The 17,782-nt window shown below is 65.8% G+C and carries 15 protein-coding genes; 5 read left to right on the plus strand and 10 right to left on the minus strand.

From position 1 onward, the window contains the following. Positions 1-348: 348 nt before the first annotated feature. The gene (locus tag L8G49_RS00275) at positions 349-1,470 is read right to left on the minus strand and encodes an NAD(P)/FAD-dependent oxidoreductase (RefSeq protein WP_242181650.1); all 1,122 of its coding nucleotides are present in this window, start codon (positions 1,468-1,470) and stop codon (positions 349-351) included. A 495-nt stretch (positions 1,471-1,965) separates the two neighbouring features. Between L8G49_RS00275 and L8G49_RS00280 the strand changes: the two genes are divergently transcribed. Then, the gene (locus L8G49_RS00280; protein ID WP_242181652.1) at positions 1,966-2,847 is read left to right on the plus strand and encodes an MBL fold metallo-hydrolase; all 882 of its coding nucleotides are present in this window, start codon (positions 1,966-1,968) and stop codon (positions 2,845-2,847) included. 382 nt (positions 2,848-3,229) lie between these two features. Then, positions 3,230-3,490: a DksA/TraR family C4-type zinc finger protein gene (locus L8G49_RS00285; protein ID WP_242136886.1), complete on the plus strand. Its 261-nt coding sequence runs from the start codon at positions 3,230-3,232 to the stop codon at positions 3,488-3,490. Between the two features lie 81 nt (positions 3,491-3,571). On the opposite strand, the gene L8G49_RS00290 is transcribed toward L8G49_RS00285, so the two are convergent. The 5 genes from L8G49_RS00290 to L8G49_RS00310 form a co-directional block, all read right to left on the minus strand. Next, entirely contained in the window at positions 3,572-5,032 is a 1,461-nt protein-coding gene (locus L8G49_RS00290; protein WP_242181654.1) for an MDR family MFS transporter, read from the minus strand. Continuing rightward, complete coding sequence (locus L8G49_RS00295) at positions 5,029-6,246, minus strand: MFS transporter (RefSeq protein ID WP_242136888.1); 1,218 nt, start codon at positions 6,244-6,246, stop codon at positions 5,029-5,031. Before L8G49_RS00295 ends, L8G49_RS00290 begins: the two co-directional genes overlap by 4 nt. A gap of 143 nt (positions 6,247-6,389) precedes the next feature. Continuing rightward, positions 6,390-7,199, minus strand: coding sequence for an alpha/beta hydrolase (locus L8G49_RS00300; protein ID WP_242181656.1), 810 nt, complete (start codon positions 7,197-7,199; stop codon positions 6,390-6,392). A gap of 14 nt (positions 7,200-7,213) precedes the next feature. Next, positions 7,214-7,510 carry an antibiotic biosynthesis monooxygenase gene (locus tag L8G49_RS00305; protein WP_242136890.1) on the minus strand — a complete coding sequence of 99 codons (297 nt, stop codon included), beginning with the start codon at positions 7,508-7,510 and terminating at the stop codon, positions 7,214-7,216. Positions 7,511-7,598: 88 nt separating this feature from the next. Continuing rightward, entirely contained in the window at positions 7,599-8,306 is a 708-nt protein-coding gene (locus tag L8G49_RS00310) for a peroxiredoxin-like family protein (RefSeq protein ID WP_242181657.1), read from the minus strand. Positions 8,307-8,448: 142 nt separating this feature from the next. Here L8G49_RS00310 and L8G49_RS00315 point away from each other — a divergent pair, with 142 nt between their 5' ends. Next, positions 8,449-9,318, plus strand: coding sequence for a LysR family transcriptional regulator (locus L8G49_RS00315; RefSeq protein WP_242182798.1), 870 nt, complete (start codon positions 8,449-8,451; stop codon positions 9,316-9,318). Positions 9,319-9,495: 177 nt separating this feature from the next. On the opposite strand, the gene L8G49_RS00320 is transcribed toward L8G49_RS00315, so the two are convergent. The 3 genes from L8G49_RS00320 to L8G49_RS00330 are packed head-to-tail and all read right to left on the minus strand — an operon-like array spanning position 9,496 to position 15,498. Continuing rightward, a complete protein-coding gene (locus L8G49_RS00320) occupies positions 9,496-11,094 on the minus strand; it encodes an efflux transporter outer membrane subunit (RefSeq protein ID WP_242181659.1) in 1,599 nt (532 codons plus the stop codon). Positions 11,095-11,097: 3 nt separating this feature from the next. Continuing rightward, positions 11,098-14,304 (minus strand): efflux RND transporter permease subunit, encoded by a 3,207-nt coding sequence (locus tag L8G49_RS00325; RefSeq protein WP_242181661.1) that lies wholly within the window; start codon positions 14,302-14,304, stop codon positions 11,098-11,100. 6 nt (positions 14,305-14,310) lie between these two features. Next, a complete protein-coding gene (locus L8G49_RS00330) occupies positions 14,311-15,498 on the minus strand; it encodes an efflux RND transporter periplasmic adaptor subunit (protein WP_242181663.1) in 1,188 nt (395 codons plus the stop codon). A 103-nt stretch (positions 15,499-15,601) separates the two neighbouring features. On the opposite strand from L8G49_RS00330, the gene L8G49_RS00335 reads away from it, so the two are divergent. Then, complete coding sequence (locus L8G49_RS00335; RefSeq protein WP_242181665.1) at positions 15,602-16,189, plus strand: TetR/AcrR family transcriptional regulator; 588 nt, start codon at positions 15,602-15,604, stop codon at positions 16,187-16,189. A 314-nt stretch (positions 16,190-16,503) separates the two neighbouring features. On the opposite strand, the gene L8G49_RS00340 is transcribed toward L8G49_RS00335, so the two are convergent. Continuing rightward, complete coding sequence (locus L8G49_RS00340; protein ID WP_242136897.1) at positions 16,504-16,824, minus strand: hypothetical protein; 321 nt, start codon at positions 16,822-16,824, stop codon at positions 16,504-16,506. A gap of 288 nt (positions 16,825-17,112) precedes the next feature. Between L8G49_RS00340 and L8G49_RS00345 the strand changes: the two genes are divergently transcribed. Continuing rightward, positions 17,113-17,763 carry a nicotinamidase gene (locus L8G49_RS00345; RefSeq protein WP_242181668.1) on the plus strand — a complete coding sequence of 217 codons (651 nt, stop codon included), beginning with the start codon at positions 17,113-17,115 and terminating at the stop codon, positions 17,761-17,763. The last annotated feature ends 19 nt before the right edge of the window (positions 17,764-17,782 follow it).

The raw sequence follows: 17,782 nt of genomic DNA on the forward strand, positions 1-17,782 counted from the left end.
TTACCCGCGTTGTCGCGAAGGGCTTGCTAGAAGGCTTCGGGTGGCGGCGGAGCCCTGTCGGACCGCCGTCACTTACCTCATCGATCACGCCCAAGGCATCTGCCTGATGCTCGGGAATGGCCCATAGATCTATGGAATGCACGTGGTTTCAGTAACGCTCGCCAGTCGCGTAGGTATAGCCACGAAACATCGTGCATGACCGCGCCTGCCGTTGACACCCATTTGCGGCTCGCAATAGCGACGCGGCAGCACTCGAAACCACGTGCCCCTTCCCGCAAGCGGATGCGCGCTCCTTCTGTCTTGAGCGCGACCGAGGCATGCGCGCGAAGCACCAGCATTACATTTCGTCTAGCATTCGAACAGCTCCACGACGCTGGCTGGCGCACCCGTTCCGAAGAAGCGCTCCAGATTCCTGGCGCTCTGCTCGGCAGCGCCTTTGCTCCGGCGAAACAACGCACGCTCGTACGTCGCGAACGCGCGCTCGGTGTCGTCCGGATGCGCGACGATCGCCCGGGCAAGTTCCGCACCATCCAGCATCGCCAGATTGGCGCCTTCCCCCGCAAACGGGGACATCAGGTGCGCCGCGTCTCCCAGCAGGGTAACGTGCGGCCTGCGCGGCCAGGAATGATCTACCGGCAAGGCGTAGATTGGTCGGAGCACCGGCGCGCTCTCGGTTCCGGTAACGAGGGTCCGAAGAGACGGTGCCCAGTCGTCGAACAGCTGCGCCACCTCGGCAAGGCCCGATGCGGGATCGGCAAGGTCCAGTCCGGCAACCCAACGCTCACTTCGATTGATCGCGACATAGACAAGAATGCTGCCATCGGCGTTACGATGCGCAAGAATGCCCTGCCCCGGTGCCACCGCCATGAGCGTGCCGCTTCCGATCATCGCCCCCGCAGGCACGGCGCGGGGATCGTCGGCGGACAGATGGGTCTCGATGAAGCAGGTGCCGGTGTAGCCTGGTCTCACGTCCGACAGCAGCGGACGTACCTTCGACCAGGCACCATCTGCGCCCACGAGTAATCCGGCCGTTATATGCGTGCCATCCGCGAAGGCGATATCGTGCCGGCCCGCACCCATCGCGTGAACGGTGCTTATCTTGCGGCCCCACCGTATCGTATTTTCGGGGAGCGTGCCGATCAACAATTGGCGGAGCGCCCCGCGATCGATCTCCGGCCTGTCAGAGGCAGAGGTGCCTGGCCGATCCAGCAACACCGCGCCCGTCTTGTCGACGATGCGCTTTGCGTCCTCACCCCGCCTGACCAGACCGAGGAAAGCGTCGAGAAGCCCCGCATCGGCGAGCGCGCGTTGCCCGCTGTGCCCGTGGATGTCCAACAACCCACCCTGCCCGCGCGCTTTCGGTGATGCTTCCCCCTCATAAATGGTCGCCGGGATCCCGTAGCGGTGCAAGATGCAGGCTAAGGTCAGGCCGCCAAGACCGGCGCCGATGATGGTGATGGGTTCGCGCATGGCCTGAGCTCCGGCTCCAGCGGCCGGCGGTCATGCCGGCCACGGTGGTGGTGTGGAGCCGCTGGCAGGGCCGATGCCCCGCGTGTGCGCGACGACGCGCCACGAAGGCATGCCGTCGTTTTGCGCGACGCCATGCGCATACCGCACGCACTTGGGCTCCGCAACAAACTGCCGGCGAGCAGCTGGCAAATCCGACCTGCGGGCAAGCGCGCCCCGTCACCGCTTCCCGACTTCAGAACCCCGTTCCCCCTCCGGCCCGACCGCTTTCGGCGTCTCATGTCCTGTCATGGGCGGCGTGGTTTGAGGGGAATACGGCCATCCGTCATTGGCCGGCGGATGTCGTCATCCGATAGGACGCGACGCCGTTTCTTGTAAGGATGGCGCGGTTTAGCAGGAACCCGCGCCAAGCTCGCCGAGCGATCGCGAAGGTGCTGGACACCGGTTTGGGGAGCGCCCAAATTCCGGCAGTATCTGACAACCATCATGGAACCGTAGATGACCCTTCGTTCGATCGCCGCGCTCGGTTTTGCCGTATTCCTGGGGTCGCCGGTGCTGGCGAAGCCGGTGCCGATTGCACCTGCGGCGGTGCCGTTCGGCATCGGCGCGGTGCGTGTCGTCGCCTTGCGGGACATGATCAACCGCGTTCCGAACGACGGCAGCGTGTTCGGCAAGACGGAAGGCCCGGCCGCTGTCGCGGACATATTGCGCAAAGCAGGGGCGCCGACCGACGCGGTATCGCTCGGCGTCGATGCGCTGCTGGTCCGCATGCCGGGCCGTATGGTCCTCATTGACGCTGGCCTGAGCCCCAAGGTTGGTGGCGTCCTGATGCAGAGCCTAGCGCTCGCCAAGGTATCGCCGACCGATATCACCGATGTCCTGATCACGCATTCGCATGGTGATCACGTCGGCGGGCTTTCCGATGCGGACGGCAAATTGGCGTTCCCTAACGCGACGATCCGTATGACCCGCGCCGAATGGGCGTTTCTGCAAAGCAAGCCGGATAATGCGGCGCTCGTTGCGACGATCGCGCCGAAGGTCATGCCGTTTGATCCGGGCGCGGTGGTGATGCCAGGGATCCGAGCGGTAGAGCTGGCAGGGCATACGCCCGGCCATAGCGGCTACGAAATCACGTCAAACGGCCAGAAGCTGCTCGACATGGGCGACACGGCCCATAGCGCTATCGTGTCTCTTGCCCGTCCCGAATGGATCATCGGCTACGACACCGATGGCGTGCAGGGCCGTCAGCGGCGGATGACCGAACTCGCCAAGTTGGCGGCGAGCGGCGAATACGTGTTCAGCCCGCATTTTCCGTTCCCCGGGCTCGGCCGGATCGTCAAGGCCGGCACCGCTTATCGCTGGCAACCGTTGAAGCGCTGATGCCGGCGAGATGCAGCCGTCGCAGCACGCCAATGTCCCGTCAGTATTGCCTGGCCCGTACGGGCCATTCCCGCACGGTTGGATTGGCCGGGGTCACATTCCGAAAGCACGGCGTCCCTCGCCGTCCAGACGCCTATCGATCGGCACGCGCGCATCACCGAGCGCCATGGCATCGGCGGTAGGTTGACGGATTGGGTCCGTAGCGTCGTTGATGGCATCCAGGATCAGCGGCGGCGGCGCCTCAGGGCGGATGGCCACCCATGGCTCGGGCGACGACGGCAGAGCCTGGCGGAGGCGATCGGCGGTCGGACGCGTCGGTGTACGCGCCGGCATTGGCACACGGGCTCCTCGGTCCCCATATGCCTCGGGCAAGGAGAGTGAGATGGCCGGTGGTTGGACGCGCGATGGCGCGGTGCAGGATCAGATTGACGACTCAGTGGCGGACGCAGTGTTGGCCGCACGCGCGAGCATGCCAAGCGGAACGAGTGAACCATTCTGTGCAATCTGCGGCGACGATATCCCCGAAGGCCGGCGTCGAGCATTGCCTGGCGTGCGGACCTGCGTAACCTGTCAAAGCGGCCGCGACCAGCCTCTGGCCGCGACGTTCAACCGGCGGGGCAGCAAGGACAGTCAGCTGCGGTGACCGTCTCCACCAAGTCTCGCACCTCGGCCCACCAGGACCACGCGCAGACGTTCTCGGCGCTGCTCTTGCGCTGACGGCGGTTCAGGATCGACCGCCATGCGCCGTGGTCGCACGCGGTACGAAGACCGAAAGCGCCAGCGTCACGACCGCGATCAGCAGGACGCCCCAGAACGTCAGGTGCAGCCCGTCCGCCAGCCCTGCCCGGCTCGCCACCGCGCCTGCCGCCGCGCCGTGGCCGACGAGCAGCTGCTGGATCTGTTGCAGCGACCCGGCGTGCCCGCGCGCGAGGCTGGCGTTGAGCACGGTGCCGAGCACCGCCGCCCCGAGCGTGCTGCCCAGATTGCGGGCGAACAGGTTGGATGCCGTCGCTGCGCCACGCTCTGCCCAGCCCACGCTACCCTGGATCAGCACGATCGCGGCGGTGCTCAGGAATCCCATCCCGAACCCCATCACCAGCGACCCGAACCCCGCCACCAGCGGCGAGCTCAGCGGCGACAGCAGCACGAACGGTATCGCGCCCGCGGGCAGCAACGCCGCGCCGAAGATCAGGATCGGTCGCAAGCCGAAGCGCCCGAAGTTGCGCGCACCGAGCGTCGCCGCGATCGGCCAGCCAAGCACCATCGCGGTGAGCATGAAACCCGCCTCGAGCGGCGATCGGCCCATCACCGCCTGGACGTACATCGGCAGGAAGGTCGTGAGCCCGATGACCGCCATGCCGCTGAACAGCGTCACCGCGTTGGTCGCGGCGATCGTGCGGCGTGCCCACAGCGTAAACGCAATCATCGGATCACGCGCGCGACGCTCCTGCACGACGAACAGCGCTCCGGCGACGATGCAGACCACGGCGGCGATCGCGGCGGTGCGGCCGCCATCCGTCCCGGCTTCGGTGAGTGCCACCATCAGCGCGGCGATCGCGACCGTGAACAAGCCCGCCCCGACACCGTCGACGCTGCGCTCGTGCGTCGAGACGGTCTCGCGCAGGAACAGATAGAAACCGGCCGCCGCCGCCAGCCCGATCGGCACGTTGATCCAGAAGATCCAAGCCCAGCTGAGATGCTGGATGATGAGACCACCGGCCAGCGGCCCGATCACCGACGAGACGCCCCACACGCTCGCAAGCCAGCCCTGGACCCTGCCGCGCTCATGCGTCGCATAGAGGTCGCCGATGACCGTGATCGACACCGGCTGGATCGCACCGGCACCCAGGCCCTGGACGAGACGAAAGACGATCAGCGACGGCATCGACCAGGCGAAACCGCACAGCACCGAGCCCAGCAGGAAGATGCCGATGCCGACCAGCAGCACCGACCGCCGGCCATAGAGGTCGGCAAGTTTTCCGAACACCACCGTCGTCGCGGTCTGGGCGAGCAGGAACGACGAGAACACCCAGGCATAATATTGCAGGTCGCCGAGCTGCCCGGCGATTTGCGGCATCGCGGTGGACACGATCGTCGCTTCGATTGCGATCATGAACGACGCCGCCATCACGGCGGCGAGAACGAAGCCGCGGCGCACCGCGGGTGGCGCGAGCTCCTCGTTCATGCCACCGCCTCGCTCGCGCCGCCGACGGGGCGCTGGCGGCGAGCCCCGACCGTCCAGAGACAGGCGACCGCCCAGACCGCGAGACCGCCCAGCGCCAGCGCACACCCGACCCATCCGGTCGCGGTCCAGCCATATCCAGCCGCCACCACCATGCCGGCGAGCCACGGACCGAGCGCGTTGGCGGTGTTGAACGCCGAGTGATTGAGCGCCGCAGCCAACCCCTGCGCGTCCTCCGCCACGTCCATCAGCCGGGTCTGCAGCACGGTGCCGAGCGCACCGCCGAGCCCGATCGCGAACACCGCGAGGATGATCGACCACAAATGGTGCGCCGCCACGGTGTAGACCGCGAGCGACGCGGCGCTCCACACCAGCAACGCGCCCGCGGTCGGCATCAGCGCGCGGTCGGCGAAGCGGGGGATGATGAGATTGCCCGCGGTCATCCCGATCCCGAACACCGCGAGCACCAGCGGCACCACCGTCGATCGCACGCCCGTCACCTCGACCAGCGTGGAGGCGAGATAGGTGTAGACCGCGAACAGCCCGCCAAAGCCGATCGCGCCGATCCCGAGCGTCAGCCACACTTGCGGACGTCGCAGCGCGCCCAGTTCGCGCAAGGGGCTGGCGTCGGCGTCGGGCCGGTCGCGCGGGACGATCGCCAGCACCAGCACCACGGTCGCAAGCGCGCACACGGTCACGACGCTGAACCCCCAGCGCCACCCGGCCGCCTGCCCGAGCCAATTGGCGAAGGGCACGCCGATGATGGTGGCGGTCGTCAGCCCGAGCATCACGCGCCCCACGGCTTGCGTACGCTGCTCCGGTGGGACGAGCGACGCGGCGACCAGCGACGCGATGCCGAAATAGGCCCCATGCGGCAGTCCGCTGAGGAAGCGGAACACGAGCATCGCATGATAGGATGGCGCCAGCGCGCTCAGGCCGTTCGCGACGGCAAAGAGCGACATCAGCACGATCAGCAACGTGCGGCGGCTGAGACGCGCGCCGAACACGGTCAGCAACGGCGCGCCGACCACGACACCGAGCGCGTAGACGCTGATGACGTTCCCGGCGGTCGGTTCGTCGATGTGCAATCCGCGCGACATGTACGGCAGCAGGCTCATGGTCGCGAACTCGGTCACGCCGATCGCAAAGCCGCCGAGCGCCAGCGCGAAGTGGATCAGCCCGACCGAGGCAGGGCGGTCGGGCGTAGGGTTAGGCATAAGGGCAATTCCGAATTGTGCGGTGCAGCAACGCACGAAGGCGCACTTGGCTGCCCCTGTTGGACCCGCAACGTATCCGCTCAACCCGCAATCGCGCATTCCCGACGGACCACCGCGCCGCCCAGCCGCCCAGCCGCACCCCGTCAACTTGCCATTGCGCGGGCCGCCTGCGCGATCACATCGACCACGACGTCCGGGAACGTCACGGGGATTGCGTGCGAGGATTGCAGTTCGATGACCTGCGCCCCGGCGCGGTCGGCCTCGAACGCAAACTCGGCCTGCGGAATGACGGGGTCCAGCAGCGGTCTGATCTGCCAGCTCGGTTTGCGCATCCAGGCCGCCGCTGTCAGTTTCTCGTCGAGCGCGGCCAGGGCAATCGGGCGCTGGGTCGCGATCATGAGGGCGAGTTTGTCCTCAGCTACGTCGGCGGCGAGGAGATAGCCGTACCGGTCGGCCTTGACGACGAGGTCGGTCCCGCTGGTACCGTCGGGCAAGGTGAAGGGAATAAGATCGACCGACGCGGCGAAATCACCCCCGGGAAACCGTTCGAGACAATCGTTCGTCGATTCCCCCGCCGCGGGCATCGGCGAGCCTGCGTAAATGAGTCCCTTGACCTTGGGATCGTCCCCAGCCTGGCTGATGACGGCGCCGCCGTAAGCGTGCGATACGAGGAGGATGGGGCCCTCGATCGTGTCCAGCAGGCTGCGGAGGTAGGCGGCGTCGTGCGCCACGCCCCGCAGCGGATTCGAGAAGACCTTGGTCGCATAACTGTCGCGCTGAAGCCGCTGGATTACGCCATGCGTCCAGAGCGACGAATCTTCGACCGCGCCGTGCACGAGCACGACCGTCGGTTTTGCTGGTTCGATGTCCACGGAAATTCCTTTCGAGGCGTCTTGCGCATAAAGGACGGGCGGCTGGCGTCGCCTAGGCGCCAGGCCGCCCGAGATCGGCATCCCATGCCCACGCGTTACTTGTGGGCGATGACTTGCAGGCGGTACATTTTGGATTCCGCGAACAACCCGCCCGCCTTTTCGACGAATTCCTGTCCCGCCGGGCCATTCAGATGGGCTTCGCGCGCGGCCTCGTCGGCGAACGTGTCGAACACTCGGTAGACTCCCGCTTCCCCCTCGATCCCCGCCGCGTGCCATGTCAGGGTCCCGGGCTCGCCTTTCACCAGCGAGGCTTCCTTCGCGAGAAATGCCTCGACGTCTGCTTCCTTGCCGGGTTTGGCCTTCATCTCGATCAGTAAGGCGACCGTGGTCATTGCTCTATTCCTTTGGTTGACCGGCGCACGCGGTCGCGTGCAGCCAGCCGGTTGGCTTTCGTCGTCAACGCCGTTCCGTGGGGTGAAATCAGGCGGCGTGCTGGCGTGCCAGCTGTTCCAGGACCGGGAACATCGCCGAGGGCTCGGGTCGCCGCGTGTAATCGCCATTCACTTCGGCGTAAGCGATCGTTTCGTCCTGCCCGATGACGTAGCGGGCGGGCATCGGCAGGGTCCAGCTGTCCTCGCCGTTGAACTGCGGCAGATCGGCGCCGAGCGTCCGGTGCGCCACCCGAAGATACTCCGGCAGCGTCCACCGCAAATTGAACTGCGCGGCGACGTCGCCGCCATGATCGCCCAAAATCGGGAAGCCGAGCCCATTCTGTCGCTGCGATTTGCGGCTGTTGGGCGCCAATTGCTGGGAGATCGCCACCAGGCTGGCGCCTCGCGCTTCGATCTCGGAACGGACCGCTTCAAGCGCGGTCAGCTCGAAATTGCAGTACGGGCACCAGACGCCGCGATAGAAGCTGACCACCAGCGGCCCGTGGGCAAGCAGCGCGGCGGACGAGACCGGATTGCCGTCCGGGTCCGGCAGGGTGAACGCCGGCGCCATGTCCCCGACCTTCAGTGCGCGATCCGGTGCGCCCGAAGCGATCAGTTCGTCGACCGAGCGATGCAGCGCCTCGACCGCTGCCGGGGGCGCAAGTCGCGTATCGAATTCGACCTTGAAGGCATCGAGCTTGCCTTGCAGCGGCAAGTCGGACTGCAAGATATGAGCGAAGGTTTCCTGGAAGTTCATCTAGCGTCTCCTGGCGGATCAGCACCGTCGCTGCCGTGACGCCCAGATGCGCCATGCCATGGCATTGCAGTAGAACCGCCGAAGCAATAAGACTTATTCGACTGCAGAATAGGTAGTGGGTTGAATGGATCGATTGCATGCGATGGAAGTCTTCGTCCGTGTCGTCGAAACCGGTTCTTTTTCGGCTGCCGCGCGGGATTTGCGGATCGGCCAACCCAACGTATCGAAGTTGATTGCGGCGCTCGAAGAGCGTCTGCAGGTGCGGCTTTTGGTCCGCACAACGCGCCAACTGCATACGACCGAAGCGGGACAGGCCTTTTACGAACGGGCGCGCCGCACCCTCGAGGAAGCCCATGAGGCGGAGACTGCCGCGCGCGGGCTGGGCAAAGGGCTCGACGGGCGGCTGCGCGTCAGCGCTCCCGTCACGTTCGCACGATTGCATATCATCCCAAAAATCGGCGAATTCCTCGCCGCCCATCCCGATCTGCGCGTCGATTTCGTCCTGGACGATCGCTTCGTCGATCTGATGGGCGAGAACATCGACGTCGCGCTTCGCGGGGGCGAGCTGGCGGACTCGAGCCTGACCGCGCGAAAGCTTGCGACCTGCCCACGGCTGGTCGTGGCAAGCCCCGCGTACCTGGCGCTAATGGGTACGCCGTCCACGCCGACGGCCCTGCTCGAACACACGGCGCTCGTCTACACCCAGGGTCTGATCGCCGAGGAGTGGCGCTTTCAGCACGCAAGCGGGGATGCGTCGGTGCGGATCCCCACCCGGCTGTCGTTCAGCGCGGCCGAGGGCGTTCGGGAGGCAGTCATCGCCGGCCTTGGCCTTGCGATCAGCCCGCGGTGGCTCATGCAACCCGAGCTTGAAAGCGGATGCGTCGTTGCCGTGCTGGCAGACTGGAAGCTGCCCAACGCGGACTTGTGGGCGCTCTTCCCAACGGGGCGGCTGCCGACGGCCAAGGCACGCGCGTTCGTCAGCTGGTTCGAGGCGACGTTCCCAAAGACCTAGCGCGCCCCTGGACGGCGCTGGCGTACAGCCTGGCAGCGGACGGCCGCATTTTTACTCACCACTACGCTGGCAGCCGGCTGCGCATGCGCCGCATTGCGTCAGGCTTAGATGCCGTTTCCGAGCGGATCGACCGTGCGCCCCCGCGGCGCGAGATCCAGCGCGGCCCGTCCTCGCCGGCTACAGACCCTGCGCCCCCGCCGGGGACTCGCGGCGTCGGGCGGCGTCCTGCGCGGGACTGCGGTCTGCCGGATCGAGCCCACCGCCGAGCGACCGATACAACTCGACCAAATTGCTTCCCTGGTTCAGTCGCGTCGTTACGAGCTGCTGCTGCGCCGCATACGCCGTCCGCTGGGAATCCAGGGTCGTCAGGAACGATTCCACCCCCGCCCGATACCGCGCATCCGAGATCCGCAAGGCCGCGTTCGCGGCATTCACGCGCGCGGTCTGCGCCGCGACCTGCTCGTCGATCGTCCCGCGCTGCGCAAGCGCATCGGCGACTTCGCGAAACGCGGTCTGCACCGTTCGCTCGTAGGTCGACACCGCAATCTGCTGCTGCGCGCGCGCGACCTGCAAATTGCCGCGCAACCGACCGCCGTCGAACAGCGGGAGCGAGATCGCGGGCGCAGCGGTATAGGTGAAGCTCCCCCCCGAAAAGAGGCCGCTCAGCGCCGGGCTGATCGTCCCCAGGGTGCCGGTGAGCGAGATGCTGGGGAACAGGGCAGCGCGGGCCGCCCCGATATTGGCATATTGCGCGATCAACTGGTGTTCGGCCTGCAGCACGTCGGGACGGCGCAGGAGGACGTCGGACGCCAGGCTGGCGGGCAAGGTCTTGAGCGCGGCCTCGCCATTCCTCAACCCTTGCGGCAGCATCTGCGGGGTTACCGGGGCGCCGACCAGCAGGTCGAGCGCATTCTTGTCCTGCGCCAGACGGGTTCGCAGCACCGCGATGTCGTTGCGCGCCGCCTGGTACGTCGTCTCCGACTGGCGCGCCTCGAGTTCGGACGCGACACCGATGCGGAACTGCGCGCGGGTCAGTTCCAGCGATTGCTCGAACGACTTAAGCGACTCCTGCGAGATGCGGAGCTGGTCCTGGTCCGACGCATAGGTCAGCCATGCCGTCGCGATTTCGGCGATCAGCGTGATGCGGGTCGACCGCTGCGCCTCTTCGGTCGAGAAATACTGTTCCAGCGCCGCGCGGCTGAGGTTGCGCAAACGACCGAACAGATCGATTTCGTACGCCGAGACGCCGAGGTTCACCGAATAGAATTGATAGTTGGACGACGACGAACCCACCCCGGCGCCAACGCCGGTACCACCGGTGCTTCCTGTGCCCGTGCCCGTGCCCGTGCCCGTGCCTGTTCCGGTGCCTGTTCCGGTGCCAGTCCCAGTCCCCGAGGACCCGGCAAGCGCGCCGCTCGCGCCCTGGACATTGTTGGTGTAAGTCGCCGATCCGGACAACGTCGCCGAGGGAAGCAGGTCAGCCCGCTGGATGCGATATTGTGCGCGCGCCTGCAGTACGTTGCCGGCCGCGATCCGCAAATCGCGATTGTTGGTCAATCCCAGCGCGATCGTATTGCGCAGTCGGTCGTCCGTGAAAAACTCCCGCCAGCCGATCTTCGTGATGTCCGGCGCATCCGTCGGCGCCACCGGATACACGCCGCCTGACGGCAGCGCTGCGGGGACTTCCCCCAGCGGACGGACGTACTTCGGTGCGAGGTTGCAGCCGGCCAGTACCGTCGCGCCCAGCAGGCCAAGGACGATCTTGCTGTTCAACATCACTCAGACTCCCTGCGACGGCGCGGGCTCATGCCCCGGCTCGCCATCATCGTGTCGATCGCCGTTCGGCCGGTGATCGTTCGCCTTTGGCTGGTCGGGCTGTTGGCGGCTGAACAGGCGCATGACCACGACGAAGAACATCGGCACGAAGAAGATGGCCAATACGGTCGCCGACAACATGCCGCCCACCACCGCGCGACCGATGGCATTCTGTCCACCCGCGCCAGCCCCGCTGGAGATCGCCAGCGGAAACACGCCGAAGATGAAGGCCAGACTGGTCATCAGGATCGGCCGGAGACGCAGCTTTGCCGCCTCGATCGCCGCATCGAACGCGCCCAGCCCGTGCCGCATCTTCTCCTCGGCGAACTCGACGATCAAAATCGCGTTCTTTGCCGACACACCGATGGTCGTGATCAGACCGACCTGCAGATAGATGTCGTTGTTGAGGCCGGTCAACGTGGCGGCGAGCAGGGCGCCGACGATCCCGAGCGGAACCACCAGCATGACCGAGATCGGTACCGACCAGCTTTCATACAGCGCGGCAAGGCACAGGAAGACGATCATCAACGACAAGGCGTAGAGCGCCGGTGCCTGCCCGCCGGACAGCTGCTCCTCATAACTCAGCCCGGTCCAGTCCAGCCGCGTCCCCGGCGGCAGCTTGGCCTGCATGTCCTCGACCGCCTTCAGCGCCGCACCGGACGACACGCCAGGCGCCGCCTGTCCCAGGATCTCCATCGACGGCTGCCCATTGTACCGGGTCAACTGGGTTGGCCCCTGGTTCCAGGACACGTCCGAAAAGGCGGAGAACGGAGCCATCGTGCCATTGGCGCCGCGCACATAGAGTTTGCCGATATCGTCGGGAGCCATCCGGTAGGGTGAGTCCGCCTGGATATAGACACGCTTGACCCGACCGCGATCGATGAAGTCGTTCACGTAAGAACCACCCCACGCCGTCGCGATCGTGCTGTTGACCGAGGCCAGATCGAGGCCGAGCGCACCCGCCTTGTCCTGATCCACATTCACCTTGAGCTGCGGCGCATCGTCGAGCGAGTTGGGGCGGACCCCGACCAGCGACTTGTTCTGGGATGCCATTCCGAGCAGCTGGTTGCGCGCAGCCAGCAGCTTGTCGTGACCGATCCCGCCCTCGTCGACCAGCTGGAGATCGAACCCGGTCGCGTTGCCGAGTTCCTGCACCGCCGGCGGGATGACCGCGAAGATCAGCCCGTCGCCATATTTCGCGAACGCGCCCATCGCACGACCGACCACCGCCTGCGCCTTGTTCTTGGCGCCCGGGCGATCCTTCCATTCCTTCATGGGAATGAAGGCAATACCGCTGTTCTGGCCCTGGCCCGCGAAGCTGAAGCCGTTGATCGTGTAGACACCCCGGATCGCATCGCCGGCATCGCCGAGGAAGTGATCGCGCACCAGATCGAGACCCTTCTGGGTCCGTGCGGACGTGGCGCCGGGCGGCCCCTGAACCAGCGCGATCATCACGCCCTGATCCTCGTCGGGCAGGAAGCCGGTCGGAAGCCGTGCGAACAGCAGGATCATCCCCGCGACGATCAGCGCGTAGACGATGAGCGACCGGCCCCAGCGGCTGGCGGTGGAACGCACGCCGCCTTCATAGCGGGCGCGGCCACGGTCGAACTTGTCGTTGAACCAGCGGAAGAACCGCGCCAACGGGCCATTGCCCTGCCCCTTGTCGGGATCGTGCGGCTGGAGGATCGAGGCACACAGCGCCGGGGTCAGGATCAGGGCGACCGCAACGGACAGGACCATGGCCGACACGATCGTGATCGAGAACTGGCGATAGATGACACCGGTCGACCCGCCGAAGAACGCCATCGGCAGGAACACCGCCGACAGCACCACGGCGATGCCGATCAGCGCGCCGGTGATTTCCTCCATCGACTTGCGCGCCGCTTCCTTGGGCGAGAGGTGCTCCGTGGTAATCAGCCGCTCGACGTTCTCGACCACGACGATCGCATCGTCGACCAGCAGGCCGATCGCGAGCACCATGCCGAACAGCGTCAGCGTGTTGATCGAGTAGCCGAAGGCGGCGAGCACCGCGAACGTCCCGGTCAGCACGACCGGAACGGCGATCGTCGGGATCAGCGTCGCGCGCCAGTTCTGCAGGAACAGGAACATCACGAGGAAGACGAGCACCACCGCCTCGACCAGTGTCTCGACCACCTGCTCGATCGACAACCGGACGAACGGCGAGGTGTCGTACGGGAAAATGACCTTCACGTCCGACGGGAACTGCTTGGCGAGCGCGTTGACCCGCGCCTTGACCGCGACCACGGTATTGAGTGCGTTTGCGCCCGGCGCGAGCTTGATGCCGATGCCCGAAGCGGGCTTGCCGTTCCACTGCGCGGAGAAGGCATAGTTTTCTGCGCCGATCGCGACACGGGCGACGTCGCCCAGCCGCACGATCGACCCGTCAGGACTGCTCTTCAGGCGGATCTTGGCGAATTGCTCGGGCGTCGTCAGCCGCGATGACACGGAGACCGTGGCATTCAGCATCTGCTCTTTGGGCGCCGGCTGCGCGCCGATCTGCCCGGCGGAGACCTGTGCGTTCTGCGCCGTGACCGCGGCGGTCACGTCGCTCATCGTCAGCGCGTAATTGTTGAGCTTGATCGGATCGACCCAGATCCGCATCGCATATTGCGAGCCGAAGATCTGCGTATCGCCGACACCGGCGACGCGCGACAGCGGATCGGCGATCTTCGACGCGACGATGTCGGCGAGATCGGCGGCGTCATGCTTGCCGTTCTCGGAATAAAGCCCGACGAACAGCAAAAAGTTCTGCGTCGCCTTGGCCACGACGATGCCCTGGCGCTGGACTTCCTGCGGCAGCAGCGGCGTTGCGGCCTGCAGCTTGTTCTGGACCTGGACCTGGGCGATGTCCGGGTTGGTGCCCTGCTCGAAGGTGAGCGTGATCGTCACCGTGCCGGCGGACGAGGAGGATGCCGAGAAGTAGCGAAGGTGATCGATCCCCTTCATCTGCTGCTCGATGATCTGGGTCGTCGTGTTCTCGAGCGTCTGGGCGTCAGCGCCCGGATAGTTGGCGGTGATGGAGACGGCGGGCGGCGCGATCGCCGGGAACTGCGCGATCGGCAGGGTCCGCAGCGACAGGATGCCGGCGATGACGACCATCACGCCCAGCACGTAGGCGAAGATCGGACGATCGATGAAATAGCGTGACATGGCTGTTTATTTCGCCTGTGCCTGCGCCTTACCCGGCTGCGGCTGAGCACCGGCGGGTTGGGCGTTGGGGTTCCATGGCTTGCCCTGAACGGGCATGCCGGGGCGCAGCATCATGCCACCCTCGACGATGACCTTGTCGCCAGGCTTGAGGCCGCTCGTCACCAGCCAGTTCGTGCCGATGGCCCGGGTTGCCTGCAATGAGCGCATCTCCACCTTGTTTCCGGCACCGATGACCATGACGGTCGGCAGCCCCTTTTCGTCTCGGCTGACCGCCCGCTGCGGAACGAGGATGCCGTTGGCCTGCGTACCCTCGACGAGCGATGCGCGAACGAACATGCCTGGAAGCAACAGGCCGTTGGAATTGGGGAACAGCGCGCGGATGACCTGCGACCCGGTCGACGGATCGACGGTGACGTCGGCAAAGCGCAGCGTCCCCTGCGGGCCATATTCGCTGCCGTCCTCGAGCTTCAGCTTGACGCGCGCATTGCCGTCGCGCGTCAGCTGGCCGCTGAGGATCTGCTGCCGGAGCTTGAGCAGGTCGGCGCTGGACTCCTGAATGTCGACATAGATCGGATCGAGGCGCTGGATCGTCGCGAGGGCGTTGGTCTGCGATGCCGAGACCAGGGCGCCCGTCGTATAGACCGATCGTCCGATCCGCCCGGTGATCGGCGCCCGGATGGTGGTGCGGGCCAGGTCGATCTGCGCGGTCCGCAGTGCCGCCTGCTGCGCCGCCACATCGGCCTGCGCCTGTGCGGCGGTGGTCTGCGCGTTCTCGAATTCCTGCCGCGCGATCGCGTTGATCTTGACCAGTTCGCCATAGCGGCGCGCCAAAGCGGCGCTCGAGGCGATGCTGGAGCGGGCGCGCGTCAAAGCGGCGCGAGCGCTTGCGACCTGTGCTTCATAAGGTGCCGGGTCGATGCGATAGAGCCCCTGCCCCTTGTGGACGACGTCGCCCTCGACGAACAGGCGCTGCAGCACCAGCCCGTTGACCTGCGGTCGCACTTCCGACGTCTCGAACGCGGACGTCCGTCCGGGCAGCTCCGTCGTCAACGTGATCGGCTCCTGCCGCACCTCGACATAGCCAACCGGCGCGGGGCCTTGCGGCGCCTGCTGTGGCTGCTTCGCACCGCACGCCGCCAGTGCAAGCAACGCGCTTGATGCCAACACACAGCTCATCAGCCGATTGGAGGACATAAAATTTCCCGCTTGAAAAAAAGTATGAGAGCGATCACTCACGATTGGCGTAGTTAGACGTGCCAGTTGCATGCGTCAACAAGGCATGAGAGAGGACCCCGGATTGTCGACTGTCGAATGCCCTCCCGCCTCGCGCGCAGAATTGCGCCGACACAATATCAAGGCGGTGGCGCGTCGACTGTTCGTGGAACACGGTTTCCATGCGACTGGCATCGCCTTGATCGCGCGTGAGTCCGGGGTGGCCGTTCAGCAACTGTACCGGGATTTTCCCTCCAAGGAGGACATCATCGCTGCAATTGTCGAGGCGGACTGCGAGAAGTTCGCGGACCTGACGACGCTCGACCAGGCGCTGGCGACGAAGAACCGGGACGGGATCATGTCTTGGCTGACGTCTGCGACCTGCCGCCAAGAGGAGGAGAGCGACCGCCTGTTCCTGGAAATCGCGGCCGAAGCATCCCGCAACCAACGGATCAGCACGATATTTTCCGGCATCCGCAAAACCATGTCGGAAAACATCAGCCGCGCCTTTGCGGGCCTGGCCGGAAGCGACATCGTGAGCATGCAGCACCGCCTGCTCGCGGAAGCCTTCATGATCGTGTCGATTGGATCGGTTTGCACCCAGGCGCTCCATGGCGGAAACGTCGCGACCGCAAGCCAGAAGCTGATACGCTGCCTGATCAGCAGCGACTAGATCGCGGCTGCCGTTCATCCGGCCCGGGTTTGACCGATCAGCGGATTGGCGCCTTTGACGAAACCACGATTACGTGCAGCGAAGCGATGCCCGCAAAGTTTCGGGCCTTCTGCGAAGATCACTCGCCGTCCGACCGTCACCCGGGCGAAAGCCGGAGCCGTGTGGTTACCCGGGCGCGCCGGCGCGATCGAGCGCCGCACCGTCGGTTGCGTCGGGGCGACGGTAGCGCGGTACAGCGACTTTCGCCGCGATCTCGCCAGGCGACGGTCCCTCGCCTCGGTTACGACCTGTGCCGAGGCGAGATGCCGTCGAGGCTAGCAGTCGACCCGGTCCATCGGTTTCTCGAACGCGAGCGCGTCGGCCGAGCCCACCGCCTGATCGCCAGCAAACAGTCGGTCGAGCCGGGACCGCACGTCCTGCTTGTGCGCCGCATTGCAGACCGCGCGCGGTGCGCTTCCGATGATCTCGTCGCCGATGGCACTTTTGATCCGCTCGATCGCCTGGGACTCGAGCAGGCCCGCCTGCTTGAGCTCGATACACAATTGTACCAGCCCCACCGCCGTCGCCTGCGCACGCAGCCCTACGTTCGACAGATCGTAATGCATCCTCTTTTGCTTTTCATCGATACCGGGCATTGCCACGCTCCTTTCCGCAACAGACTACGCCTATTCCGCAAGGGAGCAAGCGGCTGCGATCGAGGCCGAATGCGCCCCTGGCACGGTCCAGCCAAACAGATCGCCGGCGTTGCTCTCCCTGCCTCGCAGAAGCCGAGTTGACGCGGCGAGCGAACGCCAAGCTCGTCGGCACCAATGACGCAATCAGCGCGGCGCTGTACGGAGAGCCGTTCAGCGCGCACGAGGCGCCAGGAACATTATCGTCACGGGCCATCCTCGCAGCGGCCTGTCAGTTTGCAGGAGACGACGTTGGATATCGCGCAATTCGCCGGGGAAGAAGCCGTTACAGCGTCGGATGCTCTCGTCATCGTCGATCCGCAGATCGATTTCTGTCCCGGCGGCGGACTGGCAGTTGCGGGCGGGGACGAGATCATGGCCGGGATCGCGCGGCTCGCCCCGCATTTTGAGCACGTCGTGGTCACGCAGGACTGGCATCCGGCCGGCCACCAGTCGTTTGCAAGCAGCCATCCCGGTCGGCAGCCCTTCGATACCATGGCGATGCCCTATGGCGACCAGGTCCTGTGGCCTGATCATTGCGTTCAGGAAACAGCCGGCGCTGCATTCCATCCCGGCGTACAGGATGCCATCAGCCGCGCCCACCTCATCATCCGCAAGGGGTACAACCCGCAGGTGGATGCCTACTCGGCGTTTTTCGAGAACGACAAGGTGACGAGGACGGGCCTGGCCGGCTATCTGCGCGACAAGCAGGTTCGCCGATGCGTGTTCGTGGGGCTGGTCTATGATTTCTGCGTTGCCTGGTCGGCGCTCGATGCCCGGCGTGAGGGCTTCGAAGCATTGATCCTGACGGACTTGACCCGCGCGATCGCCATGCCGGTCCAGGGGGGAACGTCCGTCGACGCGGCGGAAGCGCTGTTCCGTGCCGCAGGCGTTCGGTTCTGAGCGGTCGCGGATAAAGCGT

Origin of the sequence: Sphingomonas sp. CARO-RG-8B-R24-01 (genome assembly GCF_022662295.1) — a bacterium.
Taxonomy (GTDB): Bacteria; Pseudomonadota; Alphaproteobacteria; order Sphingomonadales; family Sphingomonadaceae; genus Sphingomonas.